General features: G+C 63.9%; 23 protein-coding genes, 1 other RNA gene and 1 pseudogene. 18 read left to right on the top strand and 7 right to left on the bottom strand.

Annotated elements, in window-relative coordinates; all coding sequences use genetic code 11:
* Nucleotides 1–6 precede the first annotated feature (6 nt).
* From QZ332_RS05640 to QZ332_RS05630, 3 genes are all read right to left on the bottom strand, one after another.
* A complete protein-coding gene (locus tag QZ332_RS05640; protein ID WP_295763432.1) occupies nucleotides 7–162 on the bottom strand; it encodes a hypothetical protein in 156 nt (51 codons plus the stop codon).
* A gap of 485 nt (nucleotides 163–647) precedes the next feature.
* The gene (locus tag QZ332_RS05635; protein WP_295763429.1) at nucleotides 648–1,634 is read right to left on the bottom strand and encodes a hypothetical protein; all 987 of its coding nucleotides are present in this window, start codon (nucleotides 1,632–1,634) and stop codon (nucleotides 648–650) included.
* 135 nt (nucleotides 1,635–1,769) lie between these two features.
* Complete coding sequence (locus QZ332_RS05630) at nucleotides 1,770–2,015, bottom strand: hypothetical protein (RefSeq protein ID WP_295763426.1); 246 nt, start codon at nucleotides 2,013–2,015, stop codon at nucleotides 1,770–1,772.
* A gap of 191 nt (nucleotides 2,016–2,206) precedes the next feature.
* Here QZ332_RS05630 and yajC point away from each other — a divergent pair, with 191 nt between their 5' ends.
* From yajC to QZ332_RS05550, 16 genes are all read left to right on the top strand, one after another.
* The gene (gene yajC / locus QZ332_RS05625) at nucleotides 2,207–2,551 is read left to right on the top strand and encodes a preprotein translocase subunit YajC (protein WP_295763424.1); all 345 of its coding nucleotides are present in this window, start codon (nucleotides 2,207–2,209) and stop codon (nucleotides 2,549–2,551) included.
* Between the two features lie 102 nt (nucleotides 2,552–2,653).
* Complete coding sequence (locus QZ332_RS05620) at nucleotides 2,654–3,046, top strand: hypothetical protein (protein WP_295763421.1); 393 nt, start codon at nucleotides 2,654–2,656, stop codon at nucleotides 3,044–3,046.
* Nucleotides 3,047–3,488: 442 nt separating this feature from the next.
* Nucleotides 3,489–4,112, top strand: coding sequence for a hypothetical protein (locus QZ332_RS05615; RefSeq protein ID WP_295763418.1), 624 nt, complete (start codon nucleotides 3,489–3,491; stop codon nucleotides 4,110–4,112).
* On the top strand, nucleotides 4,109–5,044 hold the full coding sequence (xerD, locus tag QZ332_RS05610) for a site-specific tyrosine recombinase XerD (protein ID WP_295763415.1): 936 nt from the start codon (nucleotides 4,109–4,111) through the stop codon (nucleotides 5,042–5,044). The genes QZ332_RS05615 and xerD overlap by 4 nt, the downstream gene beginning before the upstream one ends.
* Nucleotides 5,045–5,172: 128 nt before the next feature.
* The gene (gene ruvC, locus QZ332_RS05605; RefSeq protein WP_295763412.1) at nucleotides 5,173–5,682 is read left to right on the top strand and encodes a crossover junction endodeoxyribonuclease RuvC; all 510 of its coding nucleotides are present in this window, start codon (nucleotides 5,173–5,175) and stop codon (nucleotides 5,680–5,682) included.
* A 21-nt stretch (nucleotides 5,683–5,703) separates the two neighbouring features.
* Nucleotides 5,704–6,309, top strand: a complete 606-nt coding sequence (ruvA, locus tag QZ332_RS05600; RefSeq protein ID WP_295763409.1) for a Holliday junction branch migration protein RuvA — start codon at nucleotides 5,704–5,706, stop codon at nucleotides 6,307–6,309.
* A gap of 274 nt (nucleotides 6,310–6,583) precedes the next feature.
* The gene (locus tag QZ332_RS05595) at nucleotides 6,584–6,799 is read left to right on the top strand and encodes a hypothetical protein (protein ID WP_295763406.1); all 216 of its coding nucleotides are present in this window, start codon (nucleotides 6,584–6,586) and stop codon (nucleotides 6,797–6,799) included.
* Nucleotides 6,800–6,857: 58 nt separating this feature from the next.
* The gene (ruvB, locus tag QZ332_RS05590) at nucleotides 6,858–7,931 is read left to right on the top strand and encodes a Holliday junction branch migration DNA helicase RuvB (RefSeq protein ID WP_295763403.1); all 1,074 of its coding nucleotides are present in this window, start codon (nucleotides 6,858–6,860) and stop codon (nucleotides 7,929–7,931) included.
* On the top strand, nucleotides 7,928–8,428 hold the full coding sequence (locus tag QZ332_RS05585) for a hypothetical protein (protein WP_295763400.1): 501 nt from the start codon (nucleotides 7,928–7,930) through the stop codon (nucleotides 8,426–8,428). Before ruvB ends, QZ332_RS05585 begins: the two co-directional genes overlap by 4 nt.
* A gap of 206 nt (nucleotides 8,429–8,634) precedes the next feature.
* Nucleotides 8,635–9,276, top strand: coding sequence for a sigma-70 family RNA polymerase sigma factor (locus tag QZ332_RS05580; RefSeq protein WP_295763396.1), 642 nt, complete (start codon nucleotides 8,635–8,637; stop codon nucleotides 9,274–9,276).
* A gap of 38 nt (nucleotides 9,277–9,314) precedes the next feature.
* Complete coding sequence (locus QZ332_RS05575) at nucleotides 9,315–9,596, top strand: zinc-ribbon domain containing protein (RefSeq protein WP_295763394.1); 282 nt, start codon at nucleotides 9,315–9,317, stop codon at nucleotides 9,594–9,596.
* A 237-nt stretch (nucleotides 9,597–9,833) separates the two neighbouring features.
* A complete protein-coding gene (locus QZ332_RS05570) occupies nucleotides 9,834–10,043 on the top strand; it encodes a DUF1858 domain-containing protein (protein WP_295763392.1) in 210 nt (69 codons plus the stop codon).
* Nucleotides 10,044–10,054: 11 nt separating this feature from the next.
* The gene (locus tag QZ332_RS05565) at nucleotides 10,055–10,753 is read left to right on the top strand and encodes a class I SAM-dependent methyltransferase (protein WP_295763388.1); all 699 of its coding nucleotides are present in this window, start codon (nucleotides 10,055–10,057) and stop codon (nucleotides 10,751–10,753) included.
* Complete coding sequence (locus QZ332_RS05560) at nucleotides 10,737–11,525, top strand: Nif3-like dinuclear metal center hexameric protein (protein WP_295763386.1); 789 nt, start codon at nucleotides 10,737–10,739, stop codon at nucleotides 11,523–11,525. The genes QZ332_RS05565 and QZ332_RS05560 overlap by 17 nt, the downstream gene beginning before the upstream one ends.
* 5 nt (nucleotides 11,526–11,530) lie before the next feature.
* Nucleotides 11,531–12,265, top strand: coding sequence for a YebC/PmpR family DNA-binding transcriptional regulator (locus QZ332_RS05555; protein ID WP_295763384.1), 735 nt, complete (start codon nucleotides 11,531–11,533; stop codon nucleotides 12,263–12,265).
* A gap of 293 nt (nucleotides 12,266–12,558) precedes the next feature.
* Nucleotides 12,559–13,173, top strand: a complete 615-nt coding sequence (locus QZ332_RS05550) for a recombinase family protein (protein WP_295763383.1) — start codon at nucleotides 12,559–12,561, stop codon at nucleotides 13,171–13,173.
* A 274-nt stretch (nucleotides 13,174–13,447) separates the two neighbouring features.
* Here the strand turns inward: QZ332_RS05550 and QZ332_RS05545 are convergent, their stop codons facing one another.
* Genes QZ332_RS05545 through QZ332_RS05535 form a run of 3 tightly spaced genes read right to left on the bottom strand, consistent with a single transcriptional unit; the run spans nucleotide 13,448 to nucleotide 16,714 of the window.
* On the bottom strand, nucleotides 13,448–15,340 hold the full coding sequence (locus QZ332_RS05545) for a CotH kinase family protein (protein WP_295763381.1): 1,893 nt from the start codon (nucleotides 15,338–15,340) through the stop codon (nucleotides 13,448–13,450).
* Nucleotides 15,341–15,346: 6 nt separating this feature from the next.
* Nucleotides 15,347–16,021, bottom strand: coding sequence for a DUF4956 domain-containing protein (locus tag QZ332_RS05540; RefSeq protein ID WP_295763379.1), 675 nt, complete (start codon nucleotides 16,019–16,021; stop codon nucleotides 15,347–15,349).
* 21 nt (nucleotides 16,022–16,042) lie between these two features.
* Entirely contained in the window at nucleotides 16,043–16,714 is a 672-nt protein-coding gene (locus QZ332_RS05535) for a polyphosphate polymerase domain-containing protein (RefSeq protein WP_295763377.1), read from the bottom strand.
* 194 nt (nucleotides 16,715–16,908) lie between these two features.
* Here QZ332_RS05535 and QZ332_RS05530 point away from each other — a divergent pair.
* A pseudogene (locus tag QZ332_RS05530) lies at nucleotides 16,909–17,022 on the top strand (multiprotein-bridging factor 1 family protein); the annotation flags it as partial.
* A gap of 59 nt (nucleotides 17,023–17,081) precedes the next feature.
* A complete protein-coding gene (locus QZ332_RS05525; RefSeq protein WP_295763505.1) occupies nucleotides 17,082–17,318 on the top strand; it encodes a hypothetical protein in 237 nt (78 codons plus the stop codon).
* A 53-nt stretch (nucleotides 17,319–17,371) separates the two neighbouring features.
* On the opposite strand, the gene rnpB is transcribed toward QZ332_RS05525, so the two are convergent.
* An RNA gene (gene rnpB, locus QZ332_RS05520) (RNase P RNA component class A) lies at nucleotides 17,372–17,709 on the bottom strand; the annotation flags it as partial.

The following is a 17,709-nucleotide window of genomic DNA, read 5'->3' as shown; positions in this document are numbered from 1 at the left end:
TCTCCTTTATGTACAGGATTTCTTGTGGTGGTCATCGGGCGGGATTTCGATTTTGATATAGCCACGAAGGAGGAAATAAGCCACGGTGAAGGAAATCGCCATGCTTAGGCCCTCCAGGATTGCCAGGATAAGGCACGGGAGGCCGAGAAGAACACTGTACATTTGGATTCCCTCCTTTTGAAAGTGTACTTACAAAATGCGGTTTTTCACGGTTTGTTCATTTGACACGGTACTTTTGTTCTGATAAAATGCTAGCGGCCAAACTAAAACAATTTTTCAGAACGCCCCTGGAAGGGGGCATACCAACCAATCCACATAGAAAGAGAAGATCAGCCCTTAACTATTGAAGAAAAGAGGTAACCAAGAAATGAACGCAATCCTTAAATTTGCAACATCAAGCAGCGGATTACTGGTTATTCTCATGCTAGGAATACAGTTCGTCGCACAGCGGGTAGGAAAATAACCGCATAGGCCCGGTACGTGACAGCGTGCCGGGTTTTGCAAGCACACTTTCAGAAAGAGGGAATCAGAACGGCCTGCCGCCGAAGGGACACCAGACGGGACGGACGTAATATTCCCGCTGGGTGATAGGGTAGTTCTTGTGTGCGGCGCAGGACGGGGGATTGTTGCCGCAGAAGATACATTTGCTACAGGTTATCCTGCTTTCGGGATTTGCTTTCTTCATCAAAATTACTCCGGTCAAATTCCTCGTTGACGATTTTCACGTCACGGAATACCGTGGATTCATATTGCTGGCCTGTTGCCAGCTTTGCCTCGTCAACGAAGGAATCATAGTCTAGTCCCCATTCCAAGGGGACGATTTCCGGCTTTTTGCGGAGCGTGCGGGAGGACAGGTAATACTTGCCGAGGATTTTTTCTTCCTGCTTGGCTATGTACTTGGTGACGTAGTTGACGGCCCTTTCATAGTCATCATCCAGGGGAACGACGGTAGACCAGCCAAAGCCCCAATCGGTCATGTTATAGACGGGCCGCCCATGCTTGTCCACCCTTGGAGAGCCGGAGGGCAGAAGGGCCCTTTCGATGCGGACGGAGCCCAGGGAGCAGAGGCCGTGGAAGTGGATCGCGGGGCGGGTCTCGCCCTCTTTTAGCGTGTGATACTCCGGGATGACCACGTAGAGGAAGCCCTTGCGCTGGGTCATGTTGGAGAGGAAGGGCCGGACCTTTTTATAGACCTGTTCGGGGTCGTAGCGGTCCACCTTCTCCTTGTCCAGCGTCCAGGTAAGCATATGGGTGAACTGGTTACACAAGGCGATGTCCCGGACCTTGGACTTTGCACGGCGGCGGGCTTCCTCTGACGCACGTTGGGGGTCTGCCGCTTTGCCTTTGGACGGGACATCGTAGGCACGGCCTTTCAGGCCCTTGTCATCTTCCCAATCTGCCGTGGGGAAAATATTGTCGTTGGAAACTTGAAGGACGGCCTTTGAACGGTAGAGCTTATACCGTGCGTTGGTATGGGTATTGGCGAAGCCATAGCCACGGAATTTTTCCGTGTAGGCTTTCCGCAGGTCCTCAAAGCGGCAGTCGTCCCAGGAGGCACGAGGGAGAACGTGCGGATGGAGCCAGTCCCCCAGGGGGATAGGGTCCCCCCATGGGTCGAGGATGAACTCCGGCATACGCAAGCACTCCCATTTTCAGGTGATGTCAATTTGTTGCCCTATCGAGTAGGGGGCAACGCCCAGCCCCACACGGTGGTGGAGGCCGGGCGCAGAGCAAAGCGGAAGAGCTTGCGGATGGTGGGAGGGGCGGCGTCACTTTGCCGTCACGGGGGAGAAGGTGACGACGTTGCCACGGTTATCGAACTCGACGTTCACGTCACAGCCGACGGGAATCGCGTCGAAGTTGTAGCTCTGGGGTTCGAGGGCCAGGGTAAGCGCCGCCTTGCCGGTAACACCACGGTCCGAACCCAGGTAATGGATCTGGATGAAGTCGTAGGGCTGGCCAGTCTTCTTGGACGTGCCCTTGAGATGCGCTTTTCCTTCCACTTTGATTCTCATGTTCGTTTACTCCTTTTACATTCTTTTTCATTCGTTTTGATGGTTCGGCCCCTGGTATTTTCTGGTTCGGGGCTTTCTTAATAAAAGTGTAAACCAACAGGGGCGGAAAGTTCTTGCAGAAAAGGCTTGCAAAACTCCCCTCATCTGGTATAATGGATACATTCTGATCACACGAAGGAAGGAAGCTGTCAATGGATCCTACGATTATCATGCTGATCGTCATGGTCGCGGTCATGTATTTCCTGATGATCCGGCCGGAGAACAAACGGAAGAAGAAGGCCCAGGAGATGCGGGACAGCCTGAAGAAGGGCGACGTCGTCACCTCGATCGGAGGCATCGTCGGCAAGATCGTCTCCGTCGGCAAGGACACCATCATCATCGAGACCAGCGACGACCGGGTCCGCATGGAACTGACCAAGTGGGCCGTCAGCTCCGTGGGCGTGCAGAGCACCGAGCAGCCCGAGGGGAAGAAGGACGAGAAGAAAGAGGACAAGAAGGACGAGAAGAAGGGGATCGGCAGCGGCGAGGAGGACTGAGCCGCCCTCCAAAGTTTTGGATACTGCCTGTCCCAAACGCATAAAAGCACCCTCCCGAAGAATATGCTCCTCTCAAGAGCATGTTTCGAGGGAGGGCTTTTTATGGCGAAAGGACGGAAAAAGCGGGCCATGTGGCAGGGGTTCCTGGCGGGGGGAGCGCTGTCCCTGGGCGTATACCTGCTGGGCCTGCTGCTTTTGACGCTGCTGCTGGTGAAGGGCACGGTATCGGAAGGGGGGAGCTTCCCCCTGGTGGCCGTACTGTGCGGCCTGTCTGCCTTGGCCGGGGGCGTGCTGACGGTGCGCCTGACCGGCTGGCGGGCCGGGGGGGCGCTGACGGCGGCGGCCTTCCTGTCCGTGCTGATCCTGCTGGGCCTGGGCTTCTGGGAGCAGATCGCCTGGCTGGGCCGCGGCGGCATCCTGCTGCTGTGCGGCCTGGCGGGGGGGCTGCTGGCCGGAGCGGCCGGCCCCAAGAAGCGGCGGCGGGCGAGGGCGTGACGGGGTTCTCGTTGGATCGCACAAGATCGCCGCTCTCCGGGGAGATCCGGCTCCGGCGGCGTCCCATCCGGGACGCCGGACGGGGGGAGGGGAGGGGACGGCAGATATGGGATATCCGGGGAGCGGCGCCCCCTAAATGTGGACGCCACTCCTCCTGGCGCGGGCCCTCCGCGCATACGGTCCGATAGGTTTACATAACGCAGTTTACATAACATTTTGTCATAACTCCCAAAAAAACGCTTTTTTTCCAAAACGTCTTGCGAAGATCGGGAAAACGAGCTATATTAGGAGTGTGCTCGAACATGTATGCAGTCACACGCCTTCTCCCATGTCCCCATAGACAGGAGGGCGTTTTCTTATCCGGCTGTCGGATCTCCCGGCTTTTTCCGGGATGCGTATGATCCGCCGCCGTCCTTCATAGGATGCGGTGAGGTGAGGCGCTTTGAACTGGAAGAGGCTGGAGACGATCGAGTGGAGACGGCAGCTGTCTCGTCTGTTGTTCCTGGCGCTGTTTTTTTTCGCCGGCATCCTTTTGGGACAGGTCTTTTCCGGCTGGGTCCCGGACGCCACCGGAGACGAGCTGGCCCGCTACCTGACCGGCTTCCTGGAGCTGGAAGGGCCGGAGCCGCCCCGGACGGCGCTGTCGGCGGCGGTGCTGTATTTCCGCTATCCGCTGGCGGCGTTCCTGCTGGGCTTCGCCTCCATCGGGATCTTGCTGCTGCCGCTCACGGCCGGGGCCTTCGGCTTCTCCCTGTCCTTCTCCGTCTGCTGCTTCACGGCGGCGTTCGGGGCCGACGGGGTGCTGCTGGCGCTGGCGGTGTTCGGCCTGCGGTGCGCGGTGACGCTGCCCTGCTTCTTCCTGCTGGCTGTCCCGTCGCTGGAGCGCTCCATGGCCCTGGCCTGCCTGTCCTTCGGGAAGGGGAGGCGGTCCGCCCCGGTGGCGTACGGCCGGGAGTGGTGGGCCCGCCTGGGCATAGTCTCCGGGGCGCTCCTGGCCGGGATGTGCGCCGAGCTGATGCTGGCCCCGTGGTTTTTGCGGCAGCTGCTGGAGCGGATGCTTTTATGAACGAGACCCGTCCCCGGGACCTCCGGAGGCGGCTAAAGAGAGAAGGGATCGTTACGGACGAGATCGCGCGCTATGGGGAATACCTGGTGAGGGAGAAGCACGCCTCCCAGAATACGGTCGCGTCTTATCTGCGGGACGTGACGCAGTTCTCAGCCTACCTGGAGATCCGGGGCCCCAGCCTGCTGGAGGCCACCTCCGAGACGGTCCGGTCCTACATGGACTGGATGCTGAGCCGGGGCAAGTCCGCCGCCTCCGTCACCCGCTTCCTGGCCTCCGTGAAGTCCTTCTATGATTTCCAGCTCTTCAGCGGGAAGCTGGCGGCGAACCCCGCCAAGGGCGTGGCCGCCGCCAAGGTGGAACGGAAGTATCCGGAGATCCTGACCTCCAGGGAAGTGGACCTGTTCCTGGAGCAGCCCCAGTGCGTGGACGCCAAGGGCTTCCGGGACCACGCCATGCTGGAGCTGCTGTACGCCACCGGCATCCGGGTCAGCGAGCTGACCGCCCTGGACCTGGACGATCTAAACCTGGCCGCCGGCTTCGTCCACTGCTCCAGCAAGGGCAAGGAGCGGATCATCCCCCTTTACCGCACGGCGGTGAAGGCCCTCCAGGATTACGTGTGGAAGATCCGGCCCCAGCTGGTCTCCGATGAGGGAGAGACGGCCCTGTTCGTCAACATGAGCGGCGAGCGGATGAGCCGCCAGGGCTTTTGGAAGATCATCAAGCATTATCAGGAGAAGGCGGGCATCGAGAAGGAGATCACGCCCCACACCCTGCGGCACTCTTTCGCGGTGCATCTGCTGGAGAACGGCGCGGACCTGCGCTCCATCCAGGAGATGCTGGGCCATGCGGACATCTCCTCCACGCAGATCTACACCCACGTGGTGAAGGGGCATTTGAAGGACGTCTATCAAAAGGCCCATCCCCGGGCATGAAAGATCCCATCAGGCAGGCGCCGCCGCTGGCGGCGCCGCCTTTTTGCGCCCCGCCCGTTTTGGTGGTTGCGTATCTTGGCCGGATCTGCTATACTCTAACGGGAGATGTGAGCCGAAAGGGGCAGACTATGCGGATATTAGGCATCGACCCCGGCTTCGCCACCATCGGCTTCGGCCTGGTGGAGGCGGACCGGGGACAGGTACATATGGTGACCTACGGGGCCATCACCACTCCGGCGGGCCTGCCCCTGAGCCGCAGGCTCTACCAGATCGGCACCGACATGGAGGAGCTGATCGGCCGGCTGGCGCCGGAGGTCATCTCCATCGAGGAGCTGTTCTTCAACACGAACATCACCACCGGCATCGCCGTGGCCCACGGCAGGGGGGTGCTGCTCTACGCCGCGGAGAAGTGCGGCGTGCCCCTGTACGAGTACACCCCTTCCCAGGTCAAGCTGGCGGTGACGGGGTACGGCAAGGCGGAGAAGCGGCAGGTGATGGACATGACCCGGCGGCTCCTGAAACTGCAGAAGATCCCCCGGCCCGACGACGCCGCCGACGCCCTGGCCCTGGCCCTGTGCCACGCCCGGAGCGCTACCTCCCGGCTGCCGCAGGGGAGGGACGTGCGGGAGACGGTCTGACCGGGAGAGGACGGAGGCGCTATGTTTCACTATCTGGACGGCACCGTGGCGGAGATCCTGCCCTATCTGGCGGTGATCGACTGCGGAGGCGTGGGCTATGCCTGCAAGACGACCAACCACACGCTGGCGGCTTTGAAGAAGGGCCAGCGGAAAAAGCTCTACACCTACCTGAACGTAGGGGAGGGCCTGTTCGAGCTCTACGGCTTCGCGGCCCAGAGCGAGCTGAACAGCTTCAAGCATCTGATCGGCGTCTCCGGCGTGGGGCCCAAGGCGGCGCTGGCGATCTTGTCCTCCAGCACGCCGGAGGCCCTGGCGATGGCCATCGTCACCGGGGACGAGAAGGCCCTGACGGCGGCGCCGGGGGTAGGGAAGAAGATCGCCCAGCGCATCATCCTGGAATTGAAGGACAAAATGGCGAAGGAGCCCTCCGGCGGGCTGGACCTCTCCGGAGGCAAGGGCGCGCCTGCCCCGGCGCTGTTCGGGGACAAGGCCGCGGAGGCCGCCCAGGCGCTGGCGGTCCTGGGCTACTCCAGCCAGGAGGTCTCCGTGGCGCTGAAGGGCCTGGACATGGGGCTGCCGCTGGAGGAGATCGTCCGGCAGGGGCTGAAGCGGATGGCGAAGCTGTGACGGCGCCGTCCCTGCGGCCCCAGCGTCTGTGAAGCGGGGGCGCTTCCCGGATATCTGGGGGCGGCGCTCCGGTCGGCACGGCTCCCATCTGCTGGCGCTGTTGTAAAGCAAAGGTACTTCACATACATTGGGCGTCCATCGATTGGATGGCTTTCGATGCGGAGCAGGGCAGTCCCTATGGCGGACCATGGACACAGGTCCCGCGGGGACTTCCAGACGACGCTGGACCGCCTGCACGGCGGCATCCTGCACGGCAGGGAGAGGGGGGAGACGCGTGCTCTTATATCTTGCGGTCAACCTGGGGATCGGCGGCAGCATCCTCACGATGATGCGGTTCGCCAAGTACTGCCGCCTCCTGGACCAGGGCTGGTCCCTGGACCCTGAGACGATGGAGCTTTACCAGGCCAAGGCCCGGCATTACCTGGCAGCGACCGGATGCCTCCTCGTGACGGCGTTCGTCGCCATGTTCCTGTCGGCAGTCCTCAGCTGACTGCCGGCAGGCGAGAGCAGCCTCCCCGGATGGATAGGGGGAGAAGGGGAGTGAGCGTTTGAGCATCGATTTTGGAAGCGATATCTATGAAGAGCCCATCGTGGCGAAGACCTTCCTCCAGGAGGACGCCCAGGAGGGCTCCCTCCGGCCGAAGGCCCTGCGGGACTACATCGGGCAGGAGAAGGCCAAGGAGAACCTCTCCATCTTCATCGAGGCCGCCCGGAAGCGGGGGGAGTCCCTGGACCACGTCCTGCTCCACGGCCCGCCGGGCCTGGGCAAGACCACCCTGGCGGGCATCATCGCCCAGGAGATGGGGGTCGATATCCGCATCACCTCCGGCCCCGCCATCGAGAAGCCGGGGGACCTGGCGGCGCTCTTGACCAACCTGGGCGAGGGGGACATCCTCTTCGTGGACGAGATCCACCGGCTGGACCGCTCCGTGGAGGAGATCTTGTATCCGGCCATGGAGGACTACGTGCTGGACATCATCGTGGGGAAGGGCCCCTCCGCCAATTCCATCCGGCTGGACCTGCCGCGGTTCACGCTGATCGGGGCCACCACCCGGGCGGGCCAGCTCTCCGCGCCCCTGCGGGACCGCTTCGGCGTGACGCTGCGGCTGGAGCTCTACACGCCGGAGGAGCTGGCGAGGATCGTCGGCCGTTCCGCCGGGATCTTGAACGTGGACATCGTGCCGGAGGGGGCTTATGAGATCGCCCGGCGTTCCCGGGGCACCCCCCGGATCGCCAACCGGATGCTCCGCCGGGTCCGGGACTTCGCCCAGGTGAGGGCCGACGGCGTCATCACCAAGGACGTGGCGGACCAGTCCCTCTGCGCCCTGGAGATCGACCGGCTGGGCTTGGATCCCACGGACCGGCGGATGATGGAGGCCATCATCGACAACTACAACGGGGGCCCGGTGGGGCTGGAGACCCTGGCGGCCACCATCGGGGAGGAGCCCGTGACCCTGGAAGACGTCTATGAGCCCTATCTGATGCAGCTGGGCTTCGTGACCCGGACGCCCCGGGGGCGCTGCGTGACGCAGAAGGCGTACCAGCACCTGCATAAGCCCATCCCCGGCGGCGCGGCCCCGGAGGACGTCATGGAACAGCTGACCCTGCGGGGGCAGCCATGAAGGGGAAGCATGGACTGCTCCTGGCCTTCCTGCTCCTCACGGGGACGGCCTTTTGGATGAGGCCCGAGGATCTGGGGGCCAGCGGCAAGATCGAAGTGGACGATCCCTATGAGGCGGAGGGCGCGTGGGAGTGCCCCGTCCGGCCCGGGACGGAGGAATGGATAGACCTGGGGAGCACGGCGGAGCGCAGGGCCGCCTGCCAGCCTCCCCGAGAGACGCTGGAGGCCATGGACACGGCGGCTTTGCTGGAGACTGCCCTGGACTACCCCTTCTGTTCAGACATGCTGTGCTTCGACCGGGAGGAGGACGGGTATCAGGTCCAGCTCCGGCACAACAGCGCTCTGGCGGCCCTGGCGGACAGGAGCGACCGGCACGAGGTGCTGCGGGCCCGGCTGGAGGGGATGGATGCCTGGATGGACGAGGTGGGGCGGACCTGCAGCGCCAGATCGTCCGAGCGGCATCACTACCTGACGATCTTCGAACGATGCATGGACTGAGAGCCGGAGGGGGCCGCGGGATCGTCCGCGGCCCGCGGACCGGGGCCCCGATCGGGGCCATAGCGGAGGCGGAGGCCGCGGAGAGCGCCTGAAGATCTGCCGGACCGGCCGGTTAGCCTCATAAAATCACTAAGATCTTACGGGGATCTCCGGAAATTTTTGATAATTTGCTTGACAATTTCCTTGACAGATGGGTATAATACATCATGCGTGATACTTACGAGAACGACGTGACGGATCTGGGACGGCAGACCGACGAGGCGCTGTGCCTCCTGGCCGCGGCGGGGGACCGCTTGGCGGAGGAGACGCTGGTCACCCGGTACAACCGCCTGGTCCGCACTTGCGCCCGCCCCTTTTTCCTGGCGGGCGGCGACAGCGAGGATCTCACCCAGGAGGGCATGGTCGGCCTGATCACGGCCGTCCGGGGGTTCGACGCCGGGAAAGAGACGTCTTTCCGCACCTTCGCGGAGATCTGTATCCGCAGCCGCCTGTATTCTGTGCTCCGCGCCGCGGCGCGGGATAAGCACCAGCCGCTCAATCAATCGCTCTCACTGGACGATTCCCATTTCGACAGCGATCCCCTCACCTCTGGGACCAATAATTTGGCGCAGCGTAATCCTGAAGATTTCCTGATCGACCGGGAGCACACGGCAGCCCTCTTATCCGGTGTCCGGAAACAGTTGTCCGAATTCGAAGCAAAGATCTTGGGGTTCTATTTGGACGGTCTTTCCTGCAGGGAAATTGCAAAAGCGGTGGATAAACCCCCAAAATCTGTGGACAACGCCGTGCAGCGCATTCGACGCAAGGTGGCGCGGCAATTACTTTCCGGCGATTTCAGCAGACGCTGAACGCAATATAATTTTCTTTTCAAAGAGAGGGTAAGATCATGTACGAAGACAAGACCTTAGTGTGCAAAGAGTGCGGTCAGGAGTTCGTGTTCACCGCCGGTGAGCAGGAGTTCTATGCCGAGCGCGGCTTCCAGAACGAGCCCCAGCGCTGCAAGTCCTGCCGCGACGCCCGCAAGAACGCCGCCCGCGGTCCCCGGGAGTATTTCACCGCCGTCTGCGCCGCCTGCGGCGGCGAGGCCCGTGTGCCCTTCGAGCCCCGTTCTGACCGTCCGGTCTATTGCAGCGAGTGCTTCGCCAAGATGCGTGAGCAGCAGCGGTGACCGGCCTGTCCGGGCCCGTCTCTTGCACCAAATGATCGAAATGGCCCTGCGCTCCGGCGCGGGGCCGTTTTCCTGCCCGCCATTTCGGGCTTTTGTCGAATCGTCTCTTGAATTCGTGCAGATAATAGAGTATAATATCGGAGCGATGGCCGCCCTGCGGGAGCGCCGTCCCGAACGGACGGGCCCCAGGCGGCAGATCCCTGCGCATCCACTATTTTCGATACGGAGGATCCAAACATGATCGAGATCACGAAAGACACCATCATCGGCGATATCTTGGACCTGGCCCCCCAGACCGCGCCCATCTTCCTGTCCATCGGCATGCACTGCCTGGGCTGCCCGTCCTCCCGGGGCGAGACCGTGGAGGAGGCCTGCATGGTCCACGGCATCGACGTGGAGAAGCTGCTGGCCCTGGTCAACGAAGAGGCCAACAAGAAGGCGGAGTGACGCCCCCTGCCGTGCGGAGACTGGGACTGTCGCCCCGCCTGCAGCTGCTGGCGGACTGGGTGCCGCCCGGCGCGCGGCTCGCTGATGTTGGCACGGATCACGCATACCTGCCCGTGTGGCTCCGGCTCCACGGGCGCGTGGTCTCTGCCATTGCCTGCGATCTGCGGGAGGGCCCTCTGGCCAGGGCCCGGGAGACCGGGCGGACCTACGGCGCGGACGCGGTCGACTATCGTCTGGGGGACGGGCTGGCGGTGGTCTCGCCGGAGGAGGCGGACACCGTCGTCATCGCCGGGATGGGCGGGGAGAACATCGCCTCCATCCTGGCCGGGGCGCCCTGGACCGCCGATGGGGCGCATACCCTGCTGCTCCAGCCCCAGACCCGGGCGGAGGTCCTGCGGGCGTTCCTGGCGGACCATGGCTACGCCATCCGCCGGGAGGCCCTGGCAGAGGACCGGGGCACCCTCTACCCGGTGATCGAGGCCGGGGGAGGGGAGATGTCCCTCACGCTGGGCCAGCTCCACGGCGGGGCGGCCCTGCTCCGCGACCCGCTGGGGGAGCGGTACATCATCGAGAAGATCGTCCGGTACCAGATCGCCGCGGCGGGCGCGGCCCGTTCCGGCGGGGACCGGCAAAAAGGAGACGCGCTGCGGGATGTCATCACCGCGCTGCTGTCGATGAGAGAGGAGTGGCGGCGTGCCAACTGTCCGTGAGATCGAAGGGGCCATCTTCGAGGCCGCGCCCCGGGAGCTGGCCATGGAGTGGGACAACGTGGGCCATCTGCTGGGGGACCCGGACCAGTGGGTCCAGCGCTGTCTGGTGGCGCTGGACGCCACCCCGGACACAGCGGAGGAGGCCATCGCGGGAGGGTGCCAGCTGCTGGTGACCCACCACCCCATCATGAACTGCCGGTGGCAGCAGGTCCAGTCCATCCGGGACGATGTCCCCCAAGGGGCGCTGCTGGCCCGGCTGCTGCGGGCGGATGTGTCCGTGATCTCCATGCATACGAACCTGGACATCGCGGAGGGCGGCGTGAACGACGTCCTGGCGGAGACGCTGCGGATCGTCGATCCCGGGCCCTTCACCCAGGAGGGGGTGGGCCGCTGCGGCTGTTTGGCGGAGCCTATGGAGCTGCGGAGCTTCGTCCGCTTCGTCTCCCGCGCGCTGCACTGCAACGGCGTGCGCTATGCCGACGCCGGGAAGCCCGTCCATCGGGTGGCGGTGGGAGGCGGGGCCTGCGGTGAGTTCGAGGACGCCGCGATCGCCGCCGGGTGCGACACCTTCGTCACCTCCGATCTGAGCTATCACCAGTTCCTGGACGCCAAGGGGAAGGGGATCAACCTCATCGACGCCGGGCATTTCCCGACGGAGGACCCCATCTGCGCGAAGCTGGTCGCGTATCTGGCCGGCCGGTTCCCGGGACTGTCCGTCCGGAGATCGGCTTCCCACCGGGAAGTCATCCAGTATTATGTGGAAGGAGAATGAACGCCATGTCTGGACATTCTAAGTGGCACAATATCCAAAAGACCAAGGGCGCGGCGGACGCCAAGCGCTCCGCCGCCTTCACCAAGATCGCCCGCGAGATCATCGTGGCCGTCAAAGAGGGCGGCTCCGGCGACCCCAACAACAACTCCCGCCTGGCCACGGTCATCGCCAAGGCCAAAGCGGTCAATATGCCCAATGACAATATCAAGCGCACCATCGACAAGGCCCTGGGGGCCGGGAACACCGACAGCTACGAGGCCGTCACCTACGAGGGCTACGGCCCCGGCGGCGTGGCCGTCATCGTGGAGGCCCTGACCGACAACCGCCAGCGCACCGCGCCGGAGGTCCGCCATGCCTTCGACAAGTGCAACGGCAACCTGGGCGCCATCGGCTGCGTGTCCTGGTCCTTCGACAAGAAGGGCGTCATCGTCATCGACAATGAGGATGGGGGACTGGACGAGGAGACCGTCATGATGGACGCACTGGACGCCGGCGCCGCCGATCTCGAGGCCGACGGCCCCGCGCTGGAGATCACCTGCGACCCGGATGCCTTCAACGATGTGGTGAAGGCCCTGGAGGAGAAGGGGTACAGCTTCGTCAACGCCGATGTGGAGATGGTGCCCCAGAATTACATCACGCTCAGCAGCGAGGGCGACGTGAAGAACATGCAGAAGCTCATCGACATGCTGGAAGACAGCGACGACGTGCAGAACGTCTGGCATAACTGGGACCAGGACTGATCGGGCCCCCAGGGCCCCGCAGATACTGAGATATCGTCTGACCGGAAAGGCCGCCTCCCCCGAAAGGGGGAGGCGGCCTTTCCTCATCATGCCTGCGCATGGCCGCCTGTCCCGCCGAAGGCGGCGGCCGCGTCCGGCGGGAGCTACCGCGGGCAGGCGCGGCGGTCAGGGAGGCGGCGGGGGCCGGGGCCGGGCGCGGCCCCGCCTGGATCGCCGGCAGGCCGCGCCGGCTGTTATAATGTACCTCGACGTCCGGCATCATTTCAAAATACGTGAGAGGAGAGGATCGTGCCGTGGCCAATATCTATGGCTATATCCGAGTCAGCACGCGGGAGCAGAACGAGGACCGCCAGCTCATCGCGCTCCGGGGGGCCGCCGTCCCGGAGCGCAGCATCTACCTCGACAAGCAGTCCGGTAAGGACTTCCAGCGGCCCAACTATCAAAAACTGGTCAAAAAAGTCAAGCCGGGCGACCTGTTATATATCAAGAGCATCGACCGGCTGGGGCGTGATTATGAGGAGATCCAAGATCAGTGGCGGATATTGACCAAGGAAAAGGGCATCGACATCGTGGTGCTGGATATGCCCCTGCTGGACACCCGGCGGGGGAAAGACCTGGTGGGCACGTTCCTCAGCGACATCGTGCTGCAGGTGCTCTCCTTCGCGGCGGAGAACGAGCGCACCAATATCCGCCAGCGCCAGGCGGAGGGCATCGCCGCCGCGAAGGAACGGGGCGTCCGGTTCGGGCGGCCCTATGTGCGGCCGCCGGATGACTTCCCGGAGATCGTAGCGGAATGGGAGGATGGGCGGCTGCGCTTCCAGGACGCGCTGGTCCGGAGCGGATTGGCAGAAGCGACTTTCTACCGGCGTCTCCGGGAGCACCGCCTGGTGGCAGGGGGCCAAAAATAAGAGCGGCTATCAAAAAGTACGCCTTTTGATAGTTGCGGACGAATGGCGGACAGGAGGCAGGACTTCCATTTCCTTTTTGCAGTTCCGATGAAGAATGCAGCATCGCGGCAAAGCGGGGGAGCGGGGCATCCTTTGAAAGGACGCCCCGCTCCTTTCATGTCGATATTGCACAAAACCAATATTTTGTGCAATATGAGACGAACGGACAGCGACCGCCCGCTCCCGGACACGAGGAAGAGGACCGCCGTTCGATGCATCGAACGGCGGTCCCGTCTCAGCGTCCCCTGCGCCGGTAGGAGGAAGCGGCTATGATCCCCGCAAGCAGGACCGCCGATGACAGGACGGCCAGCATCAAGGAGTCCCCGCTCCCCGCCGGGACCGTCTCGCCAGGGAAGGAGGGGAGGCCCCCGGCGGGCCCGCTCCTCTCCGGCGATCGGTCTCCCTCAGTGCGGCCCGGCAGGACCTGCGCCGCCGGAGCCTCCGGATCTGCCTCCTCCAAGGGCCGCTCAGGGGAGGAGAGGGCCGCCTCCGGCTCCGTCCCCTCCCGCGTCTCCGGCCGGTCCGGGGAGCGCCCCTCTCCCGGCATCCGCGGCCTGTCTCCGTCGCCCCGCCCGCCTCCGGCTCTGCCGCCGCGATCCATCGTGCCCATATCCGAGAGCGTGATCGAGGACGCGTCGACAAGGCTGGCGGGATCCGCCGCCTGTCCGGCTTCCGTGGAGGGGATGGAACCGTCCAGCTGTCCGGCGATGCTCTCCGCCCGGAGGCGGCAGAAGTCCCGCAGGGTCTCCACGCCGGTCTCGAACTCCTCCCAGGTGTAGAACGCGGTGGGGTCCTTTTCCACGTAGGGGGCGATCAGGGCCTCCGCGTGGTCGATCAGGCCGGTGATATCCACGGTCTCCAGGAACTCCCGGAGATACTGATGGTACCGCTCCGTATACGCCGGGCTGTCGAAGATCCAGTCCACCATGGGGCGGCTGTCCCCGCCGGAGACCGGGTCGTCGATGGGCGCGTTCACCGCCCCGGCGGCATCGCCGCTCTGGAAGGTGCCGTAGGCCAGGTTATAGTCCCATGGGATCATGGAGAGCCTGCCGTCCTCCTCATAGAGGTAGTAGTTGTGGACCATGGAGCCGGTGTAGCTGTCGCCGTTGCAGACGAAGCCATGGACCACGAAGTAACGGAGGACCTCGTCGATGTCCAAGATATCCTCCAGGTCCCGGCCGTCTCCCAGGGCTTCCAGCGCGGCGATCAGCCGGGCCTGGTCCGCCCCGGTGATGCCGGTCTTGGCGTTTTGGAAGATGTTGGGATAGCTCTCCGGGTCGTCGTCGATGTAGCGCAGCTTCACGTCGTCGCTCCCCATGCCGCCTCCGGGCGCACCGGGGCCCCCGCCGAAGCCTCCGCCCTCGGACAGGGCAGGGGAGGGAGCTCCTTCAAAGAGCGCGGCCGGATCGAAGCCCTCCGGGGGGGAGGACCGGTCTCCCTCCCGGTCCCCGGCGGCGTCCATGAGGCCGTCCATATCGAAGGCCCGGCCGTTGCCCCGGCCCCCTCCGAAACTCATGCTGTCCGGCTTATAGAGCGCGCCGGGATCGCTGCCGTAGTTCCGGCGGAGGAAGGCGTCCTCCACGCCCTCCACCGCCAGATAGAGCCCCCAGTCCTCGCCGTTGACGGTGATGTAGACATAGCTGCAAAGGGGCGCGTCCACGCCGAAGGCCCCCATCATCCGATAGGTGAGGTAGTCCTTCATATAGGTGGTGTCCTGGATGGTGTTGTTCAGGCTCAGCTTATCCAGGCCATAGTAGGTCCGGGCGCCGTCATAGTGGTCGAACTCCAGCTTGAAGCTGTAGCGGTCGCTGCCCATGGCGGAGACCATGCTGAGGGAGGTGTTGCCCTTGGCCCGGATGCCGATGTCCTGATACGCCTCGCCGTCGATGACCACGTCGCACCGGGCGTACTCCTCGTCCTCACAGGTCTCCAGGAAGCCGTCCCAGTCGTCCATGACGAGGTCGATGGTATGGACCCGGCCGGTATCGAACAGCCGGGAGCCATAGCCCATGGCGGAGGCGGCGGGCTGGAGGCCCAGGGCCTCGCCGTTCATGAAGGCGGCGGTCAGCAGCAGGCAGAGGAGCAGCGCGGCGGCGCAGATCCGGTCGATGTGCTTGTGGGTCGACATATGGCATCACCCCATGTAATCGCCGTTATAGCTCACCAATACGGCGCTCCGGACGCCGGGGAGATCGGCCAGCGCGTTGACGAAGTCCGTATCCTCATCCTTCAGCCGGATCTCCAGATCCAGCTCCACGGCCTCCTTCTGGACCGTCTTGCTCTTCACCACGCAGCGGCGGGTCCTCTGCCGGAGGAAGTCCGCGGCCTTGGCCTCGCTTTCATGCCCGTCGCACTGGAGGACGACGATGTAGGGGTCGCAGTGGGACTTCCGGTTGACGAACACCAGCAGGACCACGCCGATGACCACGCTGCCGACCGCCGCCAGTGGGATCATGCCCGCCGCCAGGACGATGCCCACGGCGATGGCCCAAAAGAGGAAGGCGATGTCCAGGGGCTCTTTGATGGCGGTGCGGAAGCGGACGATGGACAGCGCGCCCACCATGCCCAGGGACAGCACCACGTTGCTGGTGACGGCCAGGATGACCATGGTGGTGATCATGGTCAGGGCCACCAGCGTCACGCCGAAGCTGGAGGAGTACATGACGCCGGAGAAGGTCTTCTGATAGACCAGGAAGATGAAAAGGCCCAGGCCGAAGGCCAGGATCAGGGCCAGCCCCATGTCCAGGAGGCTGACGCTGGTGACGTTCTCCAAAAAGCTGGAGCGGAAGATGTCCTGAAAAGTAGTCATATCGTTCGTTCCCTTTCTCGTTCAGCCATAGATGCGGCAGGCCGCGTATTTGGAAAAGGCAGAGGACCGGCGTCCGGGGAGCTGCACCGCCGCCCGGATGACGTCGGGCAGGAACTCGTCCCACTTGACCTCCAGGATGATGGGGGCGTCCCCGGCAGGGACGGTGACGCAGGCGGGGCCCAGGGACTCGGTGGAGCGCAGGCCGGTGCGGATGTTGGAGTCCAGCGTCACCCGCACGTTCCCGGCGGGGAAGACGTAGGCGTCCCGTGTGTAGTCCACGATGGTCTTTGGGCGGAGGAGATCGCCCTTCATCTTGCAGTAGAGCTCCTGGACCAGGGGCCGGCCGCTGCCCGGCATCCACGCCAGGTCCCCGTCCAGGAGATCTTGGACCTCCCGGGCGCTGAGCAGGACGGAGCGCTTGCCGCACAGGCCGTCCCGCTTGCTCTTTTTCTCCAGGCAGATGTAGGAGGTGTCGCCGTCGTAATACCGTATCCGGAATTTTTCCCTCCGGTCCGCGCCGTCGATCTTCTCCCGCAGGGCCTTGTCCAGCGGGTCGTCGAAATACAGGCTCCGTATCTCGTAGCGGCCGCTGTGCCCGTGGACGTCCCGCCGGGCCACCGCGGAGAGGCGGGCGGTCAGGACGCGGCAGTCGGCGGCAGTGATCTCGTGCTTCCATTCGTGCCGAAGCTTCATGGATCCGTCTCCTTTCCTTATGTTGGATGAGGGCATGATACAGGGCGTTCCTTAGTTCAATCTTAAAGACCGGGAGCCCGGGAAGCATTCCCCGGGACCTGGCCTCCCTGGGCGGGAGGGGATCTGCCGGATCCTACCAACGGACGGTCGCTTTTTTCCACGGTCCGGTGTATACTGGCGGGGAGGTGGATCGTATGGACAAGCAAAGATCCGGGGACTTCATCGCCCAGGAGCGGAAAGCCGCCGGGCTGACCCAGAGGGAGCTGGCCGGGCGGCTGCATGTGACGGACAAGGCGGTGAGCAAGTGGGAGCAGGCCCTGAGCTATCCGGACGTGACCCTGCTGGAGCCTCTGGCGGAGGCCCTGGAGTGGAAGGAGGCGCCGTGGTGGAGGACATCGACCAGGACGGGCACAACGAGGTGGTGGTCCGCACCCGCCGGCCGGAAAAGCCCTATACCGTTTACGACTGGGGAGACGACTTCCAGGTCAAAGAGATCCGCCAGTACTGGCCGGAGAGCGTCCCGCCGGAGCTGGAGGGACGGCTGATGCCGCCCTGGGAGCGCCAGGCACAGCTGGAAGCGGAGCCGGGCCGTGCCCCGTCCTGAGATCGGCGCATGAAAACAGGCCCCGGCGGCGTATCACGCCGTCGGGGCCGTATTTTGCGAGCAAGACTGTAAGCCGGGTTCTGTATCCGACAGTCATCTATCTAGGCGCGCTGTTGCCAGCGCGCTCCAGCCACCCCGGGAGCGGCCGGGCCAGCCTGTGTGCTCCCATACCGGTGTTGCTCCGGATAGAGTTTACAGCATCGGACGCTTCCGCGCCGACGGGTGCGCTCTTACCGCACCTTTCCACCCTTACTGGCCCGGCGGAGCCGCGCCAGCGGTATATCTCTGTTGCACTTTTCCTGAAGTCGCCTTCGGCGGGCGTTACCCGTTATCCTTGCCCTGTGGAGCCCGGACTTTCCTCATGGACGGCCTTTCGGCCTGCCCACGCGAC

Origin of the sequence: uncultured Oscillibacter sp., assembly GCF_910584465.1 — a bacterium.
Lineage (GTDB): Bacteria > Bacillota > Clostridia > Oscillospirales > Oscillospiraceae > Oscillibacter.
The sequence above is the reverse complement of the archived record's forward strand: the minus strand, read 5'-3'. Positions and strand labels throughout refer to the sequence as shown.